Origin of the sequence: Clostridium aciditolerans (genome assembly GCF_016316925.1) — a bacterium.
GTDB classification, from domain to species: domain Bacteria; phylum Bacillota; class Clostridia; order Clostridiales; family Clostridiaceae; genus Clostridium_AM; species Clostridium_AM aciditolerans.
The window spans coordinates 139938-161670 of record NZ_JAEEGB010000035.1 but is presented as its reverse complement, the minus strand read 5'-3'; the positions used below and the strand labels follow the sequence as shown (position 1 = coordinate 161670).

Here is a 21733-nt window from a genome sequence, read left to right as displayed (position 1 = left end):
CAATGCTTCTTATTTTATCAATTCCCAAAAAGCCCTATCCTTCATAAACACAGCCCTATCACTATCTCCCATCTTAACCAAGCTATAATGCTTATTAAGACTTTTTATCTTACTATATATGCTCTCTTCTTCAGACTTACTTTGAGTATTGAATATATACTTAACATCCTTATTACTTAGATCAGCTACATTATGAACTACCCAAGTCAAAATATAATTAGCATATTCATTTTCACCAGTTGAAAAATGACTTAATAACTGAGTTGAAAGTATTGTTCCAATTCCAAATTCTCTTCCTTCTTTAAGTATTTTCTTTAATGATGAAAAGTTTTTGCTTAAGAAATTATCTGCTTCATCAACTAATACAATCTTATTTAATTGTCTTAAGTTACCATCAATTTTGCTATGTCCATAAGCTTGCATTTGTGAATAGAATAAATCTAAAGTTATAGCAGCAACAAGATTTTGTATTCCTGGATCATATCCTGATAAATCTATTACTGTAACTCCATCAATTAAATCAAATAAACTCTTAGTTTCATTTGGATCTGGCTCAAAGATTTCAAAATCTATTAAGTTACTAAATGCTGCATATAAGCTATCTTCTTTTAAATCTTCTTTACTAACATAAATATCATATACATCTTTTAAGGTTGGAGCTGGTTTGTCCCATGTATTAGGATCATTTTTAATTATTCCCCTTTTCTCATAGGCTTCCATAATTAAATCCCTTAATAATGTTTCTTGCTTTATTCCAAGTCCAAAAGCCTTTGCTAAGGTTTCCTTTAATCCATTTGCAGTATGAAGAGGTAACATTGGTTTTGAATTTATTGCTTTTACCACTGATAATGGATTAAAAGGTAAATGATAAAGCTCAAATACTTTTGCCTCTGTAGCATCTAGGAAATCTTGTTTTGATTTATTGTAATCCCCCTTATAATCAAAAATTAATATTCCAACTTTCTTTCCATCCACATTATATTTAGATTCTCTATAAATTTGTGTAACCATTGATTTGGTAAATTGAGTTTTACCAGTTCCCATTGTTCCAATGATTCCTGTATTAGTATGCATTAATTTATTTGTATCATTTGGGCACCAATATACTTCTCTATTGCTCTTTTGATTTACTCCAAATAAAATTTGCATATTTCTATCACTATTGTTTTCATAAACAACTTGTGGGTCAGCTATTACTCCTGAACCTACTATTTGCATTCCAGGATCGTTATCAATAATACTTGTCGGTGTTAATAAATTATTATCTGGATCAATTAAATCAAGAGCTTTGGGATCTACTTCAGATACAGGTATATCATTAATCACAGTTTCTGGTGTTTTTATATTATCTGCTGTTTCACTTGAATCAATTGCCTCACCTGCTATTTCACCTTCAGTTCCACCTTGAACAATAGCATTGCCTTCTTGTGGTCTTGATATATTTAAAGGTACTTGTGTATTAATCTCTATCTTCCCAACTTCTTCTCTTATTTCTCCAACAGTTTTTGTTATAAAATTAAATGCATCATCTTCAGACATTTCAATAACCATAACAGTGTCTTCTTTTCGAATATCTACTAGTTCAAAGCTGTTTTCTTTCTTAAAAGATATAACCGCTGCAATTCCTAATGATTTTTCTATTGAATTGCTTACAATATATTCCTCATTAAGTAATCTTCTTCTTAAATCTGAATCAATTACACTATTCCAATTTTCTTCATCGCATACTTCATATAAATTAAGTTTCTCTGCACTTGTTATTGCTAATTGCATTAAAAAGTTTCTATATACTTTTTGAGTATTTGTAATTTCAATACCTTCTTTAGGTAATAACAGTTGATTAAATATATTCTTAGTATGCTTTGCTTGATCTACACCTTTTTCTATTACTGAATTATTATTTTCTCCTATTTTAACTTCTATTGGATAATAATGAACATACACTTCTTCATCTATTGTTTCTATCCCTATTAAAAGAATATCATCACTTGTAGCTCCATTGCCATCAAAGCCTAATTTTTTAGCAGATAAGAAACCTTCACTTTGCTTAAGTCCAGCTCCACCTGATACTCTTAAAACCTCTTCTAAAGATATAGGAATCCATATTATATTATCTTTTTTAAACTTCGCTAATGCTAATTTAATTGCTGCTAATATACTTATTTTTTCTTTTGGACGATGTGATTTGCTTGATAGCAAACTAAGAAGCCAATCTCCATTTATCGCATTAAACATATTTATTATACTTGGCGAATGTTCTTTAGCATTTTCAATGCCTTTTCTATTCAAATATTCTTCTATAACCTTTTGATATGGTCCTGATTTTCTAGTAACTGTAATTGCATCATATCCACCAGCCGTTGTATATTGATCACTATAATGAATTATGAGTAGATCCTTTGCACCTGGATCATTCTTAAAAAAATTCAAATCAACTTTTGGATCTATAAATGTAACCCAATGACTTGCATTATAAATATCTTCTAAAGTTGTTTTGCTATTATTAGGTACTGAAATTGCTTGACATTGATTTATATGAAAAGGTGCTCCCCCAATTGCTGTATCTAATGCATTAAGCCTACTTGCTACTACCATTAAATCTGTTTTATCATTAGAGTATTTTGTCCCAAATCCTGTTCTATAAGCATCTCCTTGAAATACTGATGGCACTCCAGAAATTAATCCATTTAATATTATGCCTGAAGGTATTTCATCCATATTAGATATTATTGTTTTTGCATTATCACTCATTTCTACAAAAGTAATATGTGCATACTCTATTCCCTTCTCTATTTTCTTTGAATAGAAATGGACTTTTTCTCTATATAAATCTAAAACATCTTCTTCTGACATATTTTCAACATTTAAATCTAACCCATAAGTTTCTTTTAAATCATCTATATTATCATTAAATGCAACTTCCTCAAATGCATTTGTTATATTTTTATTTGAATATATAAACAAATCAATTGGTAAAATATCTTTGCTTTTAGCTTTAAGTTGCTTTATATAATATTTAAATATTCCCTGTAATATTTCTTTACTGTCACCTGTGTTAATTAAATTAATTCTTATAGGCGCATTGTTTGCCATGTTAAACAAATATTTAAAGTGTCCTATAAATTCTTCAATTTTTTCATTTACTAATTTAGATACAAAGTCTCGTGAACTTTTATATCTTGGAAGTGCTTCATCAACATAGTATTTCCATTCCAATGAATTGAATTGTTCCATTGGGATATAAAGTTTTTTTTCGTCTACAGTAATATACGGTAAGAGATATGTTGAAGAAAGTTTTTTAACAATATCATCATTCATTTCATCCTCAAATAACTCATTACTTATATGTAACTGATACGCAATATTTATAGGATGAAGTGGTGTTAACATTAATTCTCTATCTTCTATTTCTCTTTTAATTGTCCCAATTTTAAATAAATTTTTTTGTTCTTTAGTAAGAATTGAGCCTTCATTAATGCTATTCAGCTCATTTACATAACATTTAATAAAGTTACTATACAATTGCTTTAAATCTTCATTTAAATATGTTAAACTTGGTAAATTATTAGACGCTTTAAAATACATTAAAATATCTCTATAACTCTCTTCAACTTTCGAGTTTAACTCTAAATCTACAGCTTCTAAACCATCATCAAATTCCAAAAAACATAATCCTTCAATCTCTAGCATTTGTTTTTCTAGATTTAGGTTTTTTCTAAACTCATCTCTAGTAAAATATTCTTTTGTTCCTTGTTTAAGTTTATTCTCTCCAATAACTTTGAAGTCGCATTTCTTTTCTCTTTTAAATTTCCATACTTTTAACCCTTCAACAGGTGGTATCTTTTCACTTGTGCCCATTATTCCAAAAGGTATAATATCCTGACCTATTTTTACTTTAAATTTAATAAGATTATTATCATTTTCATATTCAAAAGACTCACTCACTTTAATATTTAATACATCATCTTGTTGCATTTCAATTATGTTATAATTATCAGTTAATTCATAAGAAACAACTAAAGAACCATATTCATTAAATACTAAAGATGATTCGTTAATATTAATAGAAATATAACTATTCTTTTTATTTACTATAATTGAATATTTCGTTTGAATACTTTCTAAATATCTTTCTTCACACCCTACTACTGCTATTCTAAATTGAAATTTCACATGTCTATCATTTTCATAAGAAATTTTATAAAAACTTGTAGTATCTAAACAATTTTTTAAAACTGCTTTTATTTTTTTCCCTGAAGTAGTTACTTCTACATCATCTTGTGGTTGTGGTGTTAGATATTCTTTATATACGGTATCGTCAAATGTAAATTCTAATTCCAATTCATCTTTTTTTTCTTTATTAAATACAATTATATTTCTGATCCTTGATTTTGATTTTGAAGTCCCTTCTTCTCTGTCCCACCCATTGGATACAGATATATACTCTAAAGGCTTAATATCTTTTTTAGCATCTATTGATTTTTTCACCTCTTTATAATCAACATCTTTCCATTCTGCACCTTTTAATTTATCTACACCTTTTTCATCAAAATATTTTTCAAGCTCAACTTCAGGATCTCCATATCTATGTATTTCATCAACTCTATTAAAATATAATGCATTAGCTTCAATTTGTTTTTTTAATTCATTTCCACTTAATTTTTTTAATTCACTATCAAAAAATAGTCCAAAATTTCTATATTGTGCTTTTTCAATACAAGTGCTATTTAGTGTCTCTAATAAATCTTTATACTCAAATATAGATGCATTTTCAGCAAATAAGTCTTTCTTTTTTCTGAATAAATCTAAATCTATTATTGCTTTATCAATCTCACTAAATTCAGAATCATATAATTTCTTTCTTATATCATCTTGAATTGACTTAATATGAAATGGCATACCTTCTTTGCTAAACGATTCTGTCCCTCCCATAATACTATCTAATGTTGTATCATGAATAAACAGAATTGCCTTATCTTCATAACCTTTTTCTATACCAACCATATTTCTAAGCCTTGTTAAAAAGTCTGGCTGTATATCGTCTATTGTAGCTGCAACTATCAATTTAGCTCCCTTAAAATCAAGTAAATATGATTTATATTTTACCTCACCATTTAAATCCCTATATTGATAATCTTTAAACAAAAAGTTATTTTTTAGCTCTTCATATAAAGCTTGTACTTGTTCTTGATTTTCGAACTGAATATTGTATTTATCACCTGGAGTCAATAAATTTATATTGAAAAATTCTATTACTTTACTTGATAAATAACTATAAAATTGATCTAACATATTGTGCATCCCCACTATCTGATTTTTTCTCTAATAAATTTAATTTTTCATATAATTGGATTATTTTTGCTTGTGAATCTCTATCAAAACTTATACCGCGCTTTTCAAATTCAGCAAATAAAGAACTAAGTTTTAATCTTTCATTATTATTTATAGACAATTTAGTTAGAAATATAATATCTTCCTCATTTAATGTTAAACACCATCCCAAAGAACCTCTTCTTTTTCCAAAACTTTTATTAATAAAATTGAGAAATTTGTTTGCATAAAATTTATACATATCTTTCCTATTCGTATTAGTGTTATTAAATTGATAATCAATAGCTGAAAATAATTTTAAAATCTTATTAAAAGCTTTATTTTGAGTATCTTTATTTGGCAACTTAACATCTATCCATCTTATATCACTAATTGCTTCAATATACATATCATATACGTTATTAATCTCATTCTCTGCTTTTCCTTCATCAACAGTTTGTAATAAGTCAAATATTTCCTTATACGTCAATTTATTTTCTAGATTATGATAATTTATCAAATCTAGTGTTATTGTATGTGAAAATAATGAACTGACATTTTTAATTAACTTTTCTAACCCAAACTTATATCCAGTTCTGTTTTTAGAAATACTTTCCCAACTTAATGTAAAATATAAAGTCTCGTTTTTGTCAAAATCTGCTTTTTCAAATTTGTTTAACTTCATTGATAGCTGAGAAACATAAAACAAATAATAATATTCTAAAAATCTTTTTAAATTATTTTTATATAATTCTTCATTTTGTATTAAATATTTAAAGTCTTTTATAAATAAATCTTTAATATATGGTAGATAACATTTATACTGATTCATCTTATACTCTTTATCGACTAACTTAGGTAGGGATTGTAATACAAGTTTATTTAATATATTATTAGAATTTTTATTATAATGTTCATTAATAGTAGTATTTAATTTATAATCATAAAATATTGAATATAAAAATTCTGCAAATTTTATATCTTCTTTTGAAGCAGATATATAATTTATAGTTTTCAAATCAAAGTTAACGAGATTATTGTTTTTATCAATGAACATAGTTTTTATTATATTTCTAAGTGCTTCTTTACTTGTTTTTCCTTCAAACTTTTCAATGCTCTCCTCAACGTTTCTGATAAATTCTTCAACATCAAATTCACTATTAAGTTCCTTATTACAAATAATTCTAGAAAAAGCTCCCATTACGCCACTAAATTCAGTCATTTGTATTTCTTTTGTTACAACATAAGGCAATAACCATTTTTCATAATTATGCTGTATACCACCATTATTCATTCTGTACTTCTTTTTGATTTGATCTATTTGTATCTCAAAATGCATGTTTTCACTCATATCCTATATCTCCACAAATCTATAAGTTTCAAATTCTTCATCATATTCCAATTTAAATTGCTTATTATTTTCTCTATTCTTTTCAGTAAATAGCAATTCTTCATTTTGTGATCCTGTTTCCTCAAGCTTATTTATAAATTCAATAAATTTAATAAAATGATTTTTATCTTTTTTATTAGGTCTATATCCATTATTAACTTGTATTAATAATTTATATAGATTATAATCTATGTCTATTTCATATGAAGCTTCCGAATTTTCACTCTTATATTTCAGCTTAAGAGTCTCAATGAACTTTTTAAGATTATCCTCATCACTTTTAGTTAAGTTGCTTGTATCAACCTTTAATTCAATCTTCTCACTTACTTTATATTTAATTTGATTTTTTCCCATAAATATATTTATATGATCTTTATCAGCTTCGCCGTTCCAATTTATAATGCCATCTTTTACATTATTATAAACATTTTTAAGCTTTGCTTTATCGCCTCTATTCCAATAAAACACTGCATTCATATAATCATCATAGACCTCATCTCTTAAGGAAAACAAATCTTCTTTTCCACAAATATAATAACTTCTAATAAATAATTTTAATAATTCAAATCTTACTTTATTTTTAGATTCACTTTCATTAAAATCAATTTCATTTGTTTTACCTAGATATCCTTTTGGAAAATCTATATATTCTTTAAAGTAATCCAATAAATTTGTGGCATTATTAAAATCAATAATAAAATCATCAACTTTTTCATTTCTTACGTTCAATGGGTCAATATCATTTAAAGCTTCAAATATAAATGACAATTCCTTATGGTCAAAGATAATATTTGGCATTAGTGATTTTATGTAATCTTTAGTATTAAGCTTTGCTATTTTATTTTTGAAAGTAGGAGAATTCACATCAATATAAGATCTAGGTACTATTAACTCATACATAAAATTTAATAGGGCTCTTGTTGAAATTATTATTTTATTTTTAACAATACATTGAACTAATAATTCAACAATAGAATCTTCTACATTATCTTTTGATAATAATTCATAATTAGCCTTAATAGGGCAACAATCTTTATTTTCACATTGGCTACAATTTTTCTTATATGAAGTGTAAAATATGTTTTTTTCTTGAAAATCTATTTCCAATGAACGAGTTATTTTTTGTATCAAGGATTTAACATAATCAGAGTGAACTCTTCCATCTTTTAAAGTAAATATATGATAATCACTAAAATTCACAAATTGAAAAGAAATACTCCCATCAAAACTACTATCTTCAATGCTAGTTTCTAATATTTTTTTATCTTGAACAAACTTTTTTAATTTTGTAAATCTTTCACCATACTTAGAATCAATAAAATTATTCAATGTTCCTAAGTTAATAGCTAATATAAATTTTTGTTTGCTTATATCAATTTTCTCATCACAAAATTCATCTAATACATCATTAAGTGTATCCATTGATGTTTTATTTGGCTCTAAACTTTCTGTAGCATCATTATGGAGAGTAAAATTCTTCATAACATCTGGATATTTATTATTGAAGTATGATATTATATGTGATTTACCATCTCCCACACTGCCACAAACTAAAAGCAATTGGGCCTTCTCCGATTCATTAGCTTTAAAGATTAATTCCTCCAAACCACTTTGCGCATCTCTTACTATGTGCATGTACTTCTTAAATGAAGTAAATTCACTTAAACCTTCTACTGCTTCTTTAGATGATTCCTTTAACTTAGTTAATTCTTGAACTAAGCATTTTTTATCCGGCTCATCATTGAAAATACTTTCTACAAGTAACCCAGTATAAGCATCATCAATATCTTTTTTATTTTCTACCAAAGCTGATGCTATTTCAGAACTGCTTTTTTCTAGATCATTTTGTGGTTGTTTTTCCTTAAAACTTTCCATGGTTTTAGCTATAATCTTTGCTATTACATCCTCTTCTATTGATGCAGTTCCTCCTGTTATTGGCATTGGATTTTTATAAGGTGATGCTTCAAAACTCGAATCTATATAAGCTTTAACAAACCAACAGGTAATTTTATATATATTTTTATGTATATTTAGAGCAGCTTCAAGCTCTCCTTCAACACCTGTATGCGCTGCTTTGTTCCCCAGCACTCTCACAGATTGAAATAAATTATCTATCTCATTATTTAAAACCCCACTAGATTTTAATTTATGCAATCTATCAAATTGGTTCTTCGAACACAATACACCATGTCCACTTAATATACATATTTCTTTACTTAAGTTTTCAGCAAAAATTCTTCCTTTTATTATTGCTGTATCTGGTGCAGTAAATAATGATTCGTTTATATCCCTTATATAGTTATTTAAATATCTATAATTTTTATCTAGATAAGCGAAAACATCTCTTTCCAATTCTGTATCTTCCTCTCTTACCTTGAGTTTTTTATATATGTTTCATAAATTTTTGTATTGCAATATTAATTTTATCATATATATTTGACATTTTGTATGTCTAACTATGAAATTTTTACATATTTTATTCAATAAATGCCATAAAAATGTTCCTAAAAATAATAAGAGTTTACATCACGTAAACTCTTACTAAGATCCAAAATGTATTAAACTTACATTTTTATAATATTACTTTTTCACGGTTTTCATTATCTAAATCTACAATCCATACTCGCGTTGTAGTTTTATCACAGACTGCATTAAAAACAAATGTATTATATAACTTTTAAAAAGCAAACGCATTATGCACATATCCACAGAAAAAATATGCAGGCTTTTTTTCTGTGGATATTTTTCTAATAGCTTCACTGCCCAAATAGAGTTGTTTAAGATTCTTTAATCCCTTCATTAAATCAATTCTCTTAATTTCAACGTAACAATATATAAATCATATAACTTCTAACTGTGAAAAACACCTAATATTCTCTTCTTTTTCTAATACCTTATTTCTTAAATCTACTATATAACTACTATCTCAACTATTTACTTCTATAAAATCATTAGTCTAATTAAATATATTAGTATTTTATATACAGTAACAATCAAATTGATTACCGCAATCACTTGAGTTAAATATTTTATGTAGTATCTGCATAATAAAATAAATATTGCCGAAGTATGCATCATAAAAATTAACTAAAGCACATGAAGCCTTATAAATCAATTCTTTTTAAATTTATTAACTTCTTTAACATCATATAAAACAATGAAGTTGAGTGCTAGTTGCAGTACTAAAACACTAACATTTTCTAATCTCTCACTCATATAATGCTATTTAGTTTTTATTCCTAACGCATCATTTAATTTAGAAATAGCTGCTTTAATCAAATCTTTATAAAATATACTTAATAGAGAAAATATTATCGAACCTAGAATTCCAACAATTTTACTTTGTATTATTACTCCTGTTATTGTAAATATTGCGATCCAAAATATTACAATGCCTAATGCTATTATAATTTCTTTTGCCTTGTCAATCAACTCACCATAACCTTTTCTTCTCTTCAAAAATTTTTTGACTGCTGAACTTTCAATATTTATATTACTTATGTTACCGTTGGAAAATTCTGCAGACATATTAGGATTATGGGCATATCTGATATATAGCTGATTAGGCTTGTCTATAATATCTAAGCTTGCACTTTTATACCTAACTCCACTTTTTACAGTAAAACTTTTATTATTTTCACTAAGAAACATTCCACTTATCAATAACTTTCCATACTTTCTGTCCTTAATCTTATCAACTTTAAATTCTATTAATGTGCTTTTGATATCTTGTAATATATTAATGTCATTATGTAAACCTTCACTATTATTGATAATTATTTTTTCTTCATTACTCTCTAGGTCTTCTGATATAAGTTTATGACTTGCCTTAAAGTCTGTTATAACTCCGTCAATGCTTGCTGCAATTTCGCACTTGAACTTTCTTCTAGTTTCTTTTTCAAATAAAAAACATAAATTAATTAATCCAAAATTTAAAAACTCCTTAACGCCTTCAAATTTATAAATATTTTCATATTTATTCATATATTCTTTTGAGTTCATATAGTAGTTAATTGTAAATATACATATACTCATACTATATGCGTTAATTTTATGTCTTCTTAAAATTAATTTATAATATAAGATATTAAAGGTGTATCTTTTCAAATATAAGTTTTTATCCTTAAGGTATCTTATAAAGTTAAGTATTACTTCTTCATAAGATTCTACTAACTTTTCATAATTACATCTTATGCTTTTTAAGTACCTTTTATATTGAAGCATCTTAAATCCAACGTAGTCAATTGCAATTAATTCACTTAATTTTTTTTCTTTATCCTTAATTGTTGAAATAAAATCGCTAAAGTTTTTTATGTAGTTTATATCTAGTTCTAGGTTATCAATGCTTTTGTAAGAGTAATCCTTACTTGTCGATATTGCCTTATTTACAACACTACCAATATGAGGTATATCAAACTGATTTTCATAGTCTCCTTTTTTTATATTCTTTTGAAAATCTTGTCCATTATAACTATCTAGCAATAAATATCCAAAGCTTTCAATGCATCTATTACTAGATATTTTTCTTATATCCCCACTTGAACTTCTATAAAATGATCCTTTCACTTGATTTAAAACACCTAAAAATTTCGTTTTATCTCCTTCTATTAATATATTATGTGGTAATAGTAAAGGGGGTTGGCTAATTACTTTTTTATACTTATGAGATTGTTGCAACACTAAATGAAGTTTTTCTATAGATAACTTTTCACCATTTTTGATTCTATTAACAAGTAAATCATTATAATCGCTAATCTCATACAAAGTATAAATATAATTATAATTATCAAAGTTTTTGATTATGTAATTTGGAATGAGTTCATTTTCCTTTAGCGAGTTTAAGTACCAAATATATCTTTCGTAATCTGCTTTATCTATGAATATTCCCTTATCAGCTTTTTCTAATATATACTTTGTGTCTTTATATTGTACAAATATATACTGTATATCATTTAACCCTATAAAAACATCAATGATTTTCTGTTCATACCTAATTTGTTCAATGAATTCATACTCAAATTTTCCTAAATCTATGTACTGGACATTAGAAACAATTTGTCCATCTTTAATGTGAAACCTTAATTCACTTTGAAATCGTTGTGAAAAGTAATCACTTCGCACTTGAATTTTGTTATATATATCAACCAATTTTTGTAGGTTTTGTTTGTTATCCTCTTCTACGGTATGTTTATTTAGAATTATTTCACCCTTTATCAATTCTAAAATAAAATTATTGTTAAATTTTTCTATAATAAAATTATAAATATCAGCGCTATTTGTTGCAAAAAATAACTTTAGTAAGGCAATTACACCATAATTATTTACTTCACTCCAATTATTTCTATTAAGAATTTCTAAAATAAAATCTTCTTTATTAAATTTATAACTGTAGAATAGAATCATATTCTTGTTTAGATGAAATAGTTCTTCAATAACATTTTCATCTAAGCTATCTTGAGATTCATAAATAAGTGCTGGTATAAGATAGCTTAATATAAATTCTGTCTCTTCTTTATGTTCATCTATAGATATACATTCTGTTATATTAATCGCATTTCCAAGTTTTACAGATAACAACAAACCAACATTTTTTAATAAATACTTGTCCGATTTGAGATATTTATTTACAAATTCATTTGAATAAAAGTAGCCATCATTAGCAAGTAAAAACTTAGCAAGAGATAATTTTATGTATTCTGGATACTCATCAATCTTATTAATTATAAATTCATTTGCTAAATCATTATTAAATAGATTCTTATATATTTTTTCTAACTTACTGTACTTTAATGCCTCATTCTTTAATACTTCAAGAGCCAAATATAGCAGTGATGGGTTACTTGAATTTAGTTTATTATTCAAGAAAAGCAAGTAATTTATATGCTCTGAATAATCTTCTAAGTCCTTAACTGATAAATCTGCGTTTTCTTTGCCTGTTAATTTATCCTCTATTGATTTGAAAAGTTCTTGGCGTTCTTTGGACGTTAATGCTTCTAACTGCATCTCTAAATAGCTAATACTTTGATATTTTATTTTATTTAGTATATTAACTAATTCCATATAATTGGATACATCAACTTCATCATATTTGTTGAAGTTCGGCTCCAGTCCAATACTTTGTAGTTGCTTATAAATAAGAGAATTCATCTCATCTTTTTTGTTCTTTTCGATAATTATAAACAAATCATCTACGTACCTTACATAGCCGATTACTTTGCTACTAATTTGTTTATCAAACTCATTTAAATAAATATTCGCATAGAAACCCGAAGAATATATTCCTTGTGGTATACCAATTGTTCTCGCGCTATCTATATTAAATATATCAATATATAAATACTTTTTAATAAGATTAATAGTTCTATGGTTTTTAATTAATTGTGATATATTAGTACTCAAAATATCAAGATTAACATTATCAAAAAAACTCTTAATATCATATCTAAGTATTAAATATTTTTTATTACCATACTTCTTATTCCATTCATAAAGAGTATTACTGAAATCGCTATACTGATGAGTCCAATCTTTATATATAGAACACGATTCACCTAACTCTAATCTATATCCATAGCTTCCTGATATAAATTTAGATTCAATTATTGGACCAATTATATTTATTATTGCTTGAGATACTATCATATTTTTTATAGTATCTATATGAAACACTCTCTTACCATCCTTTTTGGGAACTTCAAAAGAATGCAATTTATCAAATACGAACTTATCATTTATAAGCTCATAATTTATTATCCGTATAATTTCATCTATGTTATCTTCATATAAACTTACATTATAACCTGTATATATATATTCATCTCTTGCCATATTCTTTATTTTATACCATGCAGAATATAAGTTTTTTAATTCTGCGATTTTTTCAAACATATCTTTCATATTTCCACCCCAAATAATATCATTGGATAATCCATCACACATTGTATAACTATGGTATAAGATTCTATAACTAAACAGCTATCTCCGCTTAAATAATATATATTTTAATATTCTGTTTTTAATAATCATAGTATTTATTGCCGGAAACCTTATTAGGATTATGATAGGTTTCTCCATCTATTTCTACCGCTATTTTCTCTCCATTACAGATCATATGGACCTATTATTTCCGTATATATCTACAAAAGGATATTGAATTACTATCCCATTTGTTCTGTCTATTCAAAAGGTTTCTGAAAATATATCAATAAACAAATCCTCTGCTACACTGCCAAGTTTTATAGTATCTTCTTTATTTATGTCTATCACCTTATATTTACAAAATGTTAAACATCACTACCAAATTAGTGTAATATATACATATTATAACGCATTTTTACTTTTTTATCAAAAATAAAGATACTTCAATGAACTGTATACAGAAAAGATTGATGACCTCACTATCATCACTCTTTTTAGCAATTGTAATATTGTCTTCCTGGCATAGTAACCTTTATTTATAGGAAACTTATCTACTTTTTCTATTTTAAAATAACTTGCCCCCCCTCCCACTATCATTGCACCTTCGTAAGTAGCTACTATACTCTTTACTAATACTCTATCTTTTACAATATCATCTGTTTTTTACTGAATAATTTATTCTTTAAAAGAATATAAATGTCTTGTATTAATTAAAATGGAGACACTATGGGAAAAGTTATAAGTTTCATTAATTTAAAGGGTGGTGTAGGTAAAACTACAACTACAGTTGCATTGGCTGAATTTTTAACCTATGAGTTTAATAAGAAAGTATTAGTGATAGACTTAGATCCCCAAACTAATGCCACTATTCTACTTATTAATCAGGATACTTGGAAGAAAGCAAATGAAAATAACAAAACTATTCATCAAATGTTTTTTGATGAATTAAATAACACCAAAGCCTTTAATATTGAAGATTCCATAATAAAAAGAACTTCAAATATTAACGGTGGTAATGATAATCTACATTTATTACCTTCAAGCCTTAATCTAATTGACTTAAGTGACAGGCTGTCAGAACTTGATAAAAATCATGAGACAAATAAATATTCAATACCTATATTATCAAAACATTTAAAAAGAGATTTGATAAATAGATATGATTACGTCTTAATTGATTGTCCTCCAAATTTAGCTCTTATCACTTTAAATGGTATTTATGTTAGTGATTATTATGTAATTCCAGTAATCCCAGATATCTTATCCACCTATGGTATACCTCAGATGCTTGATAAAATAGAGTTATCAAAACGAAAGATCAAGAGATTAAATCCTTCTTACAACTTATGTGAATTAGGACTAATTATTAATAAAATGATAAAAAACAGTGGCATGCATAAACGTACCCTTAGTGATTTACAGAATAGACAAACTAAGCCTACAAAAGATCCTAGCTATGTACCTAAGCTTTTTGAATCAATAATATATCAAAGAGATAGTTCCTCTAATATAGCAGACTTTGATCAGGCAATTAGTACAATTAAAAAGAAATATCATAGCAACTATAGTGATTATAGAAATCTTGCTCTAGAGTTTATGAGTAGGACTAATTTATAAAGGATGGTTTTATATGAAAGTTACTAAAAAAGATCAGATTATTCAGCTTTATAAGGAAGGTATTGGAATAGAGGGTATAATTCAAAAAGGATTTACTAAAAAATATGTTAATCAAGTTTTAAAAGATCTTAAGTCCTCTGATTTTGTTACCCCATCTAATAATAAGTTTAATATAAATGATATAAAACAACTAACATCAGTACTTGAAATGCTGCAGAACAAATCTGATAGGATAAACATGCATATTAATATTTCGATTAAAATAGATAGTTGTAGCGATGCTTCAAATGATACTAAGATTCCTCTATTAAACCCGGTTACTGCTTTTAGAGATGTAGGCGAAGATAGGTTAAAAGAAGAACTAATGTTACTGCAGCTAGAAGACTTAATAAAGATCACTAAGGCATATACTCCTGATTTAAATGGTAAAATATATAAACAAAAAAATGTAAATGTAATTATAGACTATATAATTGAAAGGGCCTCTAAACTTTCAAAAGTTGGACAGGTATTTAGAACTGTAAGTAAATCCGAATAAGGCAAGGGAATGTATGTATTTCCCTTGCCTTACCTTTTTTTCTATTTATTTAATTTTTATCTAATTATTCTTCCAATTATGCCTTCTTATAACGCATCATTATTTTTTATATATTGTTCGATTTTGTTCTTTAAATAACTATATTGTTCTATGTTTGTATCAGAAAATGCTTCTTCTCTGCTTGATAACACATCTAAATAGATTGGTTTTTCTAAGAACTGTGATTGTGTAAAATCAAAACATTTATCGTCTATTCTATTATAATAGTGCCAACCTCCAGATGTTTTTGTTTTTAATATGTCACCGCCAAAAAAATCATTAACCACCAATGAAGTTACTCCGCATTGTCCCTTTGCTGGGTTATCTAAAGTCCATTTTGAACTGGAATTGATTGACCAACATTTATGCAATATGTTCAAAAATTCTTGTATATCTTGTTCTTTATAATCAGTCACTATAGTTCCCTCCAGATAAAAATCAATATTGATTAACACATTCTATAAAGTACATACTCTTGCATTCTTTCAATCTTTCTATTTTTCTACATTACACCCTTATTAGCAGCACCCATCATCCCTGCCGGTATCTCTTCCTTCAACCTCCACACAAAACTAATAGGCATACTTCCGCTATGACTTACATACTCCGCCTCTCCAAGATAAGTATAAGCTGCAGCCATCCCGTCCTTCTTCTTGTTCTCCCTAACAAACAAAACTATCTTATTACCTGTATTCAAATGATTAATGTACCTCTGTCCCGTTTCGCTTTCCACACTCGTTCTGCTTTGGCTCTGCCAATGAAATAATCTCTCATTTATAGCATAGTCCTCATAAAGAGTAGAAGGAGAATAATCCTTCTCTGATTTATTTAAGGTTATAAAAAAGGCATCTAGCTTCATTTCTTTAAAATACTTTACACCTTCTCTAAAGGATGGTTTTTTATTTTCATTAAAATATCCAAAGGCAGCCATGATCTGATCTATGGAGTAATTACAGTGTAAATCCAATGGAACATCTGCTCCTAGATCAACCGCTTTATATATAAAATCAATATGTAAATAATTATAGTTAAGAATTTCTACAGCTTCTTCTATTAATTCCTTATTGTTTACACAAAGATTATATAAGGCCTCTGCAAAAGATTCATATCCTAGCTTTTCTGGAGCTTCTAGATAAAAGCTATAGTATAGCATTCCAAGCATGTGTTTTTCTTCTTCACTTAATTTACTAGTCTCCAATTTAGAATTTGAAGTTAACACTTTTACTGCAAATTCTATAAGCTTTCTTGAATTAATATGAAATAGATTTTTCATTCTCTTTGTAATAACTTCTTCATCTTTATTTATATATTCCTCTATCAATCCTGCCTCAGCCTTCATTCTAGTGAAATTTCTATCTCCATTTTTACCATAAACATCAACAAGACTGTAATTATAATAATCTAAAAAGTTGCTAAGTGTTGGCTTTTTACCAGTATCACTTTCAAAGTACTTTAACTTACTTATAAGGCTTGCTTTAGTTAGCTTAGTGCCTTTTATGTTTCTCAATATATATTCCTTAGCTTGCTTTTCTAAATGTATATAGCAGCCCTTTGGTAAATTTAAAAATCCATTTTTTATGTTATATTCTACTGAATGTTTTGATTTCCCAATTAGAGCTTTAAATTTTTGCTCAAAGTCATAGTTTTTATGAGCTTGACCTACAAAATCCAGTACTGTGAGACATTCTTTTCCTTCACACAATCTAAGACCTCTTCCTAGTTGCTGCAAAAACACCGTTAAACTCTCTGTTGGTCTTAAAAATAGTACTGTGTTTACTTCTGGTATATCTACACCTTCATTGTATAAGTCTACTGTAAATATAAACTTTACTTCACCAGCTGTAAGGCTTCTTTTAGCATTGTTTCTTTCTTCGCTGTTACTTTCTCCAAGCACTGCAATAGAAGGTATTCCGCTGCTATTAAATTTATCTGCCATATATTTAGCATGTTCCACACTTACACAGAAACCTAGCCCTACCACTTCATCAATATCCGTAACATATTTATGTAAACTGCTTATTATTCCACTTACTCTAAGATCATTGCTTGTATATATCTTTTGAAGCTCCCCTTTATCATAGCCGCCTCTAGTCCATTTAAGCTTTGATAAGTCTACGTTATCTGATACTGCAAAGTATTGAAATGGGCTTAAGAGTTTTTTATCTATAGCTTCTGACAATCTCATTTCCGCTGCTATTCTATCATCAAAGCGTTCTAATACATTTTTACCATCCATTCTTTCTGGAGTAGCAGTTAATCCTAGAAGTATCTTTGGCTCATAATAGTCCAGAAGTTTTCCATAGGAAGGTGCTTCTGCATGATGGAACTCATCTACAATTATAAAATCATAAAAATTAGCAGTGGTCTTCTCATAAAGCTTTGCAGAGTTGAAGCTTTGAATACTCATAAATAAGTGATCTATGGATTCCGGTATGTTTCCACCTACATATAAATCTCCAAAGTTATTATCCTTTAATATAGCTCTGAAGGTATCTCTACTCTGTCTTAATATTTCTTCTCTATGAGCTATAAATAAAAGTCTGTTCTTTTCTTTTTTATGTTCTTTTACAAAGTCCTTGTAATCAAAGGCTGCTATAACTGTCTTTCCAACTCCCGTAGCTGCTACTATAAGATTTTTGTGTCTACCATATAGTATTCTTTCAGCCTTAAGTTTTTCTAATATTTCCTTCTGATAATAGTAAGGATGTATATCTAAACTAAATACAGTGTGGCTATTATTATCAGATTTGCCTTCCTTTTTTAAAGAAGTTATAAGCCTCTTCTTATCTTCTTCAAAGCTTTCATTAAAACTATTAAACTCATCATCATTCCAGTAGCTTTCAAAAGTAGCCTGAAACTTTCTTATAATATCAAAGGAATCCTTTTCAGTAACCTTTATATTCCACTCAAGTCCTGAAGTAAGAGCAGCATTAGATAAATTAGAAGATCCTATATAAGCTGTAGTAAAGCCTGTCTCTCTTTTAAAAAGATAAGCCTTTGCATGAAGCCTTGTTCTATCAGTATCATAGGATATCTTTATTTCAGTGTTTTTAAGCTTACTAAGTTCTTCTATAGCTTTATAATCAGTGGCTCCCATATATGAGGTAGTAATAATTCTTAACCTATGATTTTCCTGCTCTGTAAACTCTCTAAGCTCCTCAATTATACATCTTAGACCACTCCATTTAATAAAAGATACCAGCATATCAATAGAATCACAGCACAGTATTTCTTTTTTTATTTCACTCATCATGTCCGGCTCCTGTTTTGAACCAGTAAAAAGTGAGCTTTGAGAAAGTGGCGTCACAGGTCTTACTGCCTTAGTTTCCTTTACAGCTTTAATACTATTTATTTTTGAATATAAGGCTGTAAGCATTTCCCCTTCTTCATCAATCTTTAGTCCAGCAATATTTTTTTCATCAGCTATTTTACTTAAGCTTTTTATAAGCTCATTGCAAGCTTTTATTTGTGAAAGCAAAGCTTCCTTATCATTTTGTTTGTTATTCTCTCTTATAAATCTTAAACATTTTTTAACTACAGAGGATATATATCTTGTCAGTATAGTTTTCGCTTCTTCCACATCTATAGTTTCTTTTTCTAGAATATATTTATCTAAATCCAATTCCTTTAATTTATTTTTAAGATCTTCATATATAACCTGTTCATAAACTCCATCTTTTATCATAGTTAATGCCTCCTACCTACTGCAGGCTTTTATAATATTCCTTATATATCCACCATTGTAACTTATTTTTACTTTTTTATCAAAAATAAAGGCAATTCAATGAACTGTATGCAAAAATAGTGACAATCTCACTAAAATGTACCCTATAGAGTAGACAGAGAAAAAAGAGTCTACCCTATAGAGTATTTTTGTTATAATAAAACAAACGGAGATTGAGAGATTGGAGTAGTTTGAATGAGCAAGAAGACATTCACAAATGAAGAAATAGAAATACTATCTAAGAACAAATATGTTAAGCGCTTCAGCGCGAAGGGAATAACCTATACTGATGAATTTAAGCGCATTTTTATAAGTGAGGACGGAAAAGGCAAGTTCCCAAGGTCAATATTCGAAGAATGCGGTTTTGACATAAATATTTTGGGGAAAAAGCGCATAGAAATGGCTGCTTATAGATGGCGTACTGCATACGACAAGGAAGGTGTATTGGGATTACAGGATACTAGAAAAGAGAATTCAGGAAGGCCTAGAGAGAAGGAACTCTCCATTGAAGAAAAATATGAACGTCTTAAGGCACAAATTAGTTTGCTGAAAGCTGAAAATGAATTGCTAAAAAAACTCGATATGTTAGAAAGGAGGATAATGAGAAAGTACGGAATTATTTGCCCTATTAGAAAAGCCAATCCTTATAGAAGAATAATGAAAGCTACTAAAGAACATACCACCATGCCTAATTTATTAAATAGGAATTTTAAACAAAATATACCTGGGAAGGTGCTTCTTACAGATATAACTTACTTATTTTACGGCAATGGTAAAAAGGCATATCTATCAACAATTAAGGATGGATCCACTAATGAAATTCTGATATACAACCGCTCAGATAAATTGACACTTGATATAGCTACAGATATGATATATAAACTAATGAATGAAGGACAAGTTAAACTTACTACAGATGCATTTATTCACTCTGATCAGGGCGCCCACTATACAAGTCCTAAGTTTCAAAGCCTGGTAAAAGGCTGTCGCCTAGGACAATCCATGTCAAGGCGTGGTAACTGCTGGGATAATGCTCCTCAGTAATCGTTTTTTGGGCACTTTAAAGATGAAGCATACATTAAATCATGTGAAACTTTAAATGAACTTAAGGAAGAAATCGAAGACTACATATTTTACTACAATAACTATAGATATCAATGGAGACTAAAAAAGATGACTCCTGTACAATACAGAAATCATCTTCTTAATTTAATATAACTTTTTTTTCATTGTCCTTGACAAAGGGTACATTTTATCACTATCATCACTCTTTTTAGCAATGAGCCTGATAATTTTATCATCAGCTATACCGCCTATAATCATATCGTAGTTTGAATAAATATTACTGCCTGTTCTTCAATTCTTGTTACATAAAAACCTCTTCTAAAATCTAAAGCATCCCTTGAAAAAGTTTTATTTAGTTTGATGAAGAAGAATTACAAGTTTTCTCTTATTTCTTTCAGTTCATTTAACAAATCATAAAAGTTATTTAAATACTCCTTATATTCGTCATTTGTTAAAAACTCATAGTCATCCGATGCATATCTTCTACTAAAATAAAAATCTTTCAATTCTCTGCATAATCCTTTATACTTTTTTAACTGTGGATAGTCAGCTAGATATAAAATTTCTAATAGCTTAACTAAATTATGCTCTCTGCTTGCCATACCATATTTTTTTAATATAATACCTTTTAGATTTTTTTCTATACATTGCTGACAGTGTACAAGAATACCATCCTCTAACCCTTCACAGTTCTTAGTTGTTTCTATAAATTTTTCATCAATGTCTTCAAAATAGAACATATCACGCTTTACCATACTACCAACTCCTTATATCCACCAAATTTTCCAATATACTTTTTTCAAAACCTGGTTCTTTGCATAACTCATTATATCTATTTTTGTTATACAACTTAATATCCACTTTTCTATAAACATCAACATCTTCTATAGCATCTTCTATACTATGTTTCAGTAATCTTAATTCCTTTACAGATTTATTTGAATCAATTAATATCAATATATCTATATCACTGTATTTAGAATAACAACCCTTTGCTATTGAACCAAAGAGAAATATTTGAGGATTATTCAGTTGACTAAAGATTACATTTTTAACTTTAATTATATCTAATCTTAAACTTTTATCTAAGCAATAACTAACCTCATTATTCATACAGTATCATCTCCCACTA

General features: G+C 27.7%; 10 protein-coding genes and 1 pseudogene. 3 read left to right on the top strand and 8 right to left on the bottom strand.

The annotated features are described in order from the left end of the window. Positions 1-9: 9 nt before the first annotated feature. The 4 genes from dptH to I6U51_RS19625 form a co-directional block, all read right to left on the bottom strand. Positions 10-5292, bottom strand: coding sequence for a DNA phosphorothioation-dependent restriction protein DptH (gene dptH / locus I6U51_RS19640; protein WP_211144265.1), 5283 nt, complete (start codon positions 5290-5292; stop codon positions 10-12). Beyond that, a complete protein-coding gene (gene dptG / locus I6U51_RS19635; RefSeq protein WP_211144264.1) occupies positions 5273-6661 on the bottom strand; it encodes a DNA phosphorothioation-dependent restriction protein DptG in 1389 nt (462 codons plus the stop codon). The genes dptH and dptG overlap by 20 nt, the downstream gene beginning before the upstream one ends. Positions 6662-6664: 3 nt before the next feature. Continuing rightward, positions 6665-9052, bottom strand: a complete 2388-nt coding sequence (gene dptF, locus I6U51_RS19630) for a DNA phosphorothioation-dependent restriction protein DptF (protein WP_211144263.1) — start codon at positions 9050-9052, stop codon at positions 6665-6667. Positions 9053-9922: 870 nt separating this feature from the next. After that, positions 9923-13597, bottom strand: coding sequence for a reverse transcriptase domain-containing protein (locus I6U51_RS19625; protein WP_211144262.1), 3675 nt, complete (start codon positions 13595-13597; stop codon positions 9923-9925). A gap of 747 nt (positions 13598-14344) precedes the next feature. Between I6U51_RS19625 and I6U51_RS19620 the strand changes: the two genes are divergently transcribed. Both I6U51_RS19620 and I6U51_RS19615 read left to right on the top strand, forming a co-directional pair. After that, positions 14345-15235 (top strand): ParA family protein, encoded by an 891-nt coding sequence (locus I6U51_RS19620; RefSeq protein WP_211144261.1) that lies wholly within the window; start codon positions 14345-14347, stop codon positions 15233-15235. A 13-nt stretch (positions 15236-15248) separates the two neighbouring features. After that, complete coding sequence (locus I6U51_RS19615) at positions 15249-15773, top strand: hypothetical protein (protein ID WP_211144260.1); 525 nt, start codon at positions 15249-15251, stop codon at positions 15771-15773. A gap of 86 nt (positions 15774-15859) precedes the next feature. On the opposite strand, the gene I6U51_RS19610 is transcribed toward I6U51_RS19615, so the two are convergent. Then, entirely contained in the window at positions 15860-16228 is a 369-nt protein-coding gene (locus I6U51_RS19610; RefSeq protein ID WP_211144259.1) for a YunG family protein, read from the bottom strand. 86 nt (positions 16229-16314) lie between these two features. Beyond that, a complete protein-coding gene (locus I6U51_RS19605; RefSeq protein WP_211144258.1) occupies positions 16315-19497 on the bottom strand; it encodes a DUF3427 domain-containing protein in 3183 nt (1060 codons plus the stop codon). Positions 19498-19731: 234 nt separating this feature from the next. Between I6U51_RS19605 and I6U51_RS19600 the strand changes: the two are divergent. Further along, positions 19732-20754 (top strand): annotated as a pseudogene (locus tag I6U51_RS19600) (IS3 family transposase). Positions 20755-20972: 218 nt separating this feature from the next. On the opposite strand, the gene I6U51_RS19595 reads toward I6U51_RS19600, so the two are convergent. Both I6U51_RS19595 and I6U51_RS19590 read right to left on the bottom strand, forming a co-directional pair. Next, positions 20973-21356, bottom strand: a complete 384-nt coding sequence (locus I6U51_RS19595) for a HEPN domain-containing protein (protein WP_211144257.1) — start codon at positions 21354-21356, stop codon at positions 20973-20975. Position 21357: 1 nt separating this feature from the next. Next, on the bottom strand, positions 21358-21714 hold the full coding sequence (locus I6U51_RS19590; RefSeq protein ID WP_211144256.1) for a nucleotidyltransferase domain-containing protein: 357 nt from the start codon (positions 21712-21714) through the stop codon (positions 21358-21360). Between the last annotated feature and the right edge of the window lie 19 nt (positions 21715-21733).

Excerpts from the sequence above, each read along its gene's own strand:
- I6U51_RS19595 (WP_211144257.1), bottom strand. The coding sequence starts at position 21,356 with ATGGTAAAGCGTGATATGTTCTATTTTGAAGACATTGATGAAAAATTT.
- I6U51_RS19625 (WP_211144262.1), bottom strand. The coding sequence starts at position 13,597 with ATGAAAGATATGTTTGAAAAAATCGCAGAATTAAAAAACTTATATTCT.
- I6U51_RS19620 (WP_211144261.1), top strand. The coding sequence starts at position 14,345 with ATGGGAAAAGTTATAAGTTTCATTAATTTAAAGGGTGGTGTAGGTAAA.
- I6U51_RS19605 (WP_211144258.1), bottom strand. The coding sequence starts at position 19,497 with ATGATAAAAGATGGAGTTTATGAACAGGTTATATATGAAGATCTTAAA.
- I6U51_RS19615 (WP_211144260.1), top strand. The coding sequence starts at position 15,249 with ATGAAAGTTACTAAAAAAGATCAGATTATTCAGCTTTATAAGGAAGGT.
- dptG (WP_211144264.1), bottom strand. The coding sequence starts at position 6,661 with ATGAGTGAAAACATGCATTTTGAGATACAAATAGATCAAATCAAAAAG.
- dptH (WP_211144265.1), bottom strand. The coding sequence starts at position 5,292 with ATGTTAGATCAATTTTATAGTTATTTATCAAGTAAAGTAATAGAATTT.
- I6U51_RS19590 (WP_211144256.1), bottom strand. The coding sequence starts at position 21,714 with ATGAATAATGAGGTTAGTTATTGCTTAGATAAAAGTTTAAGATTAGAT.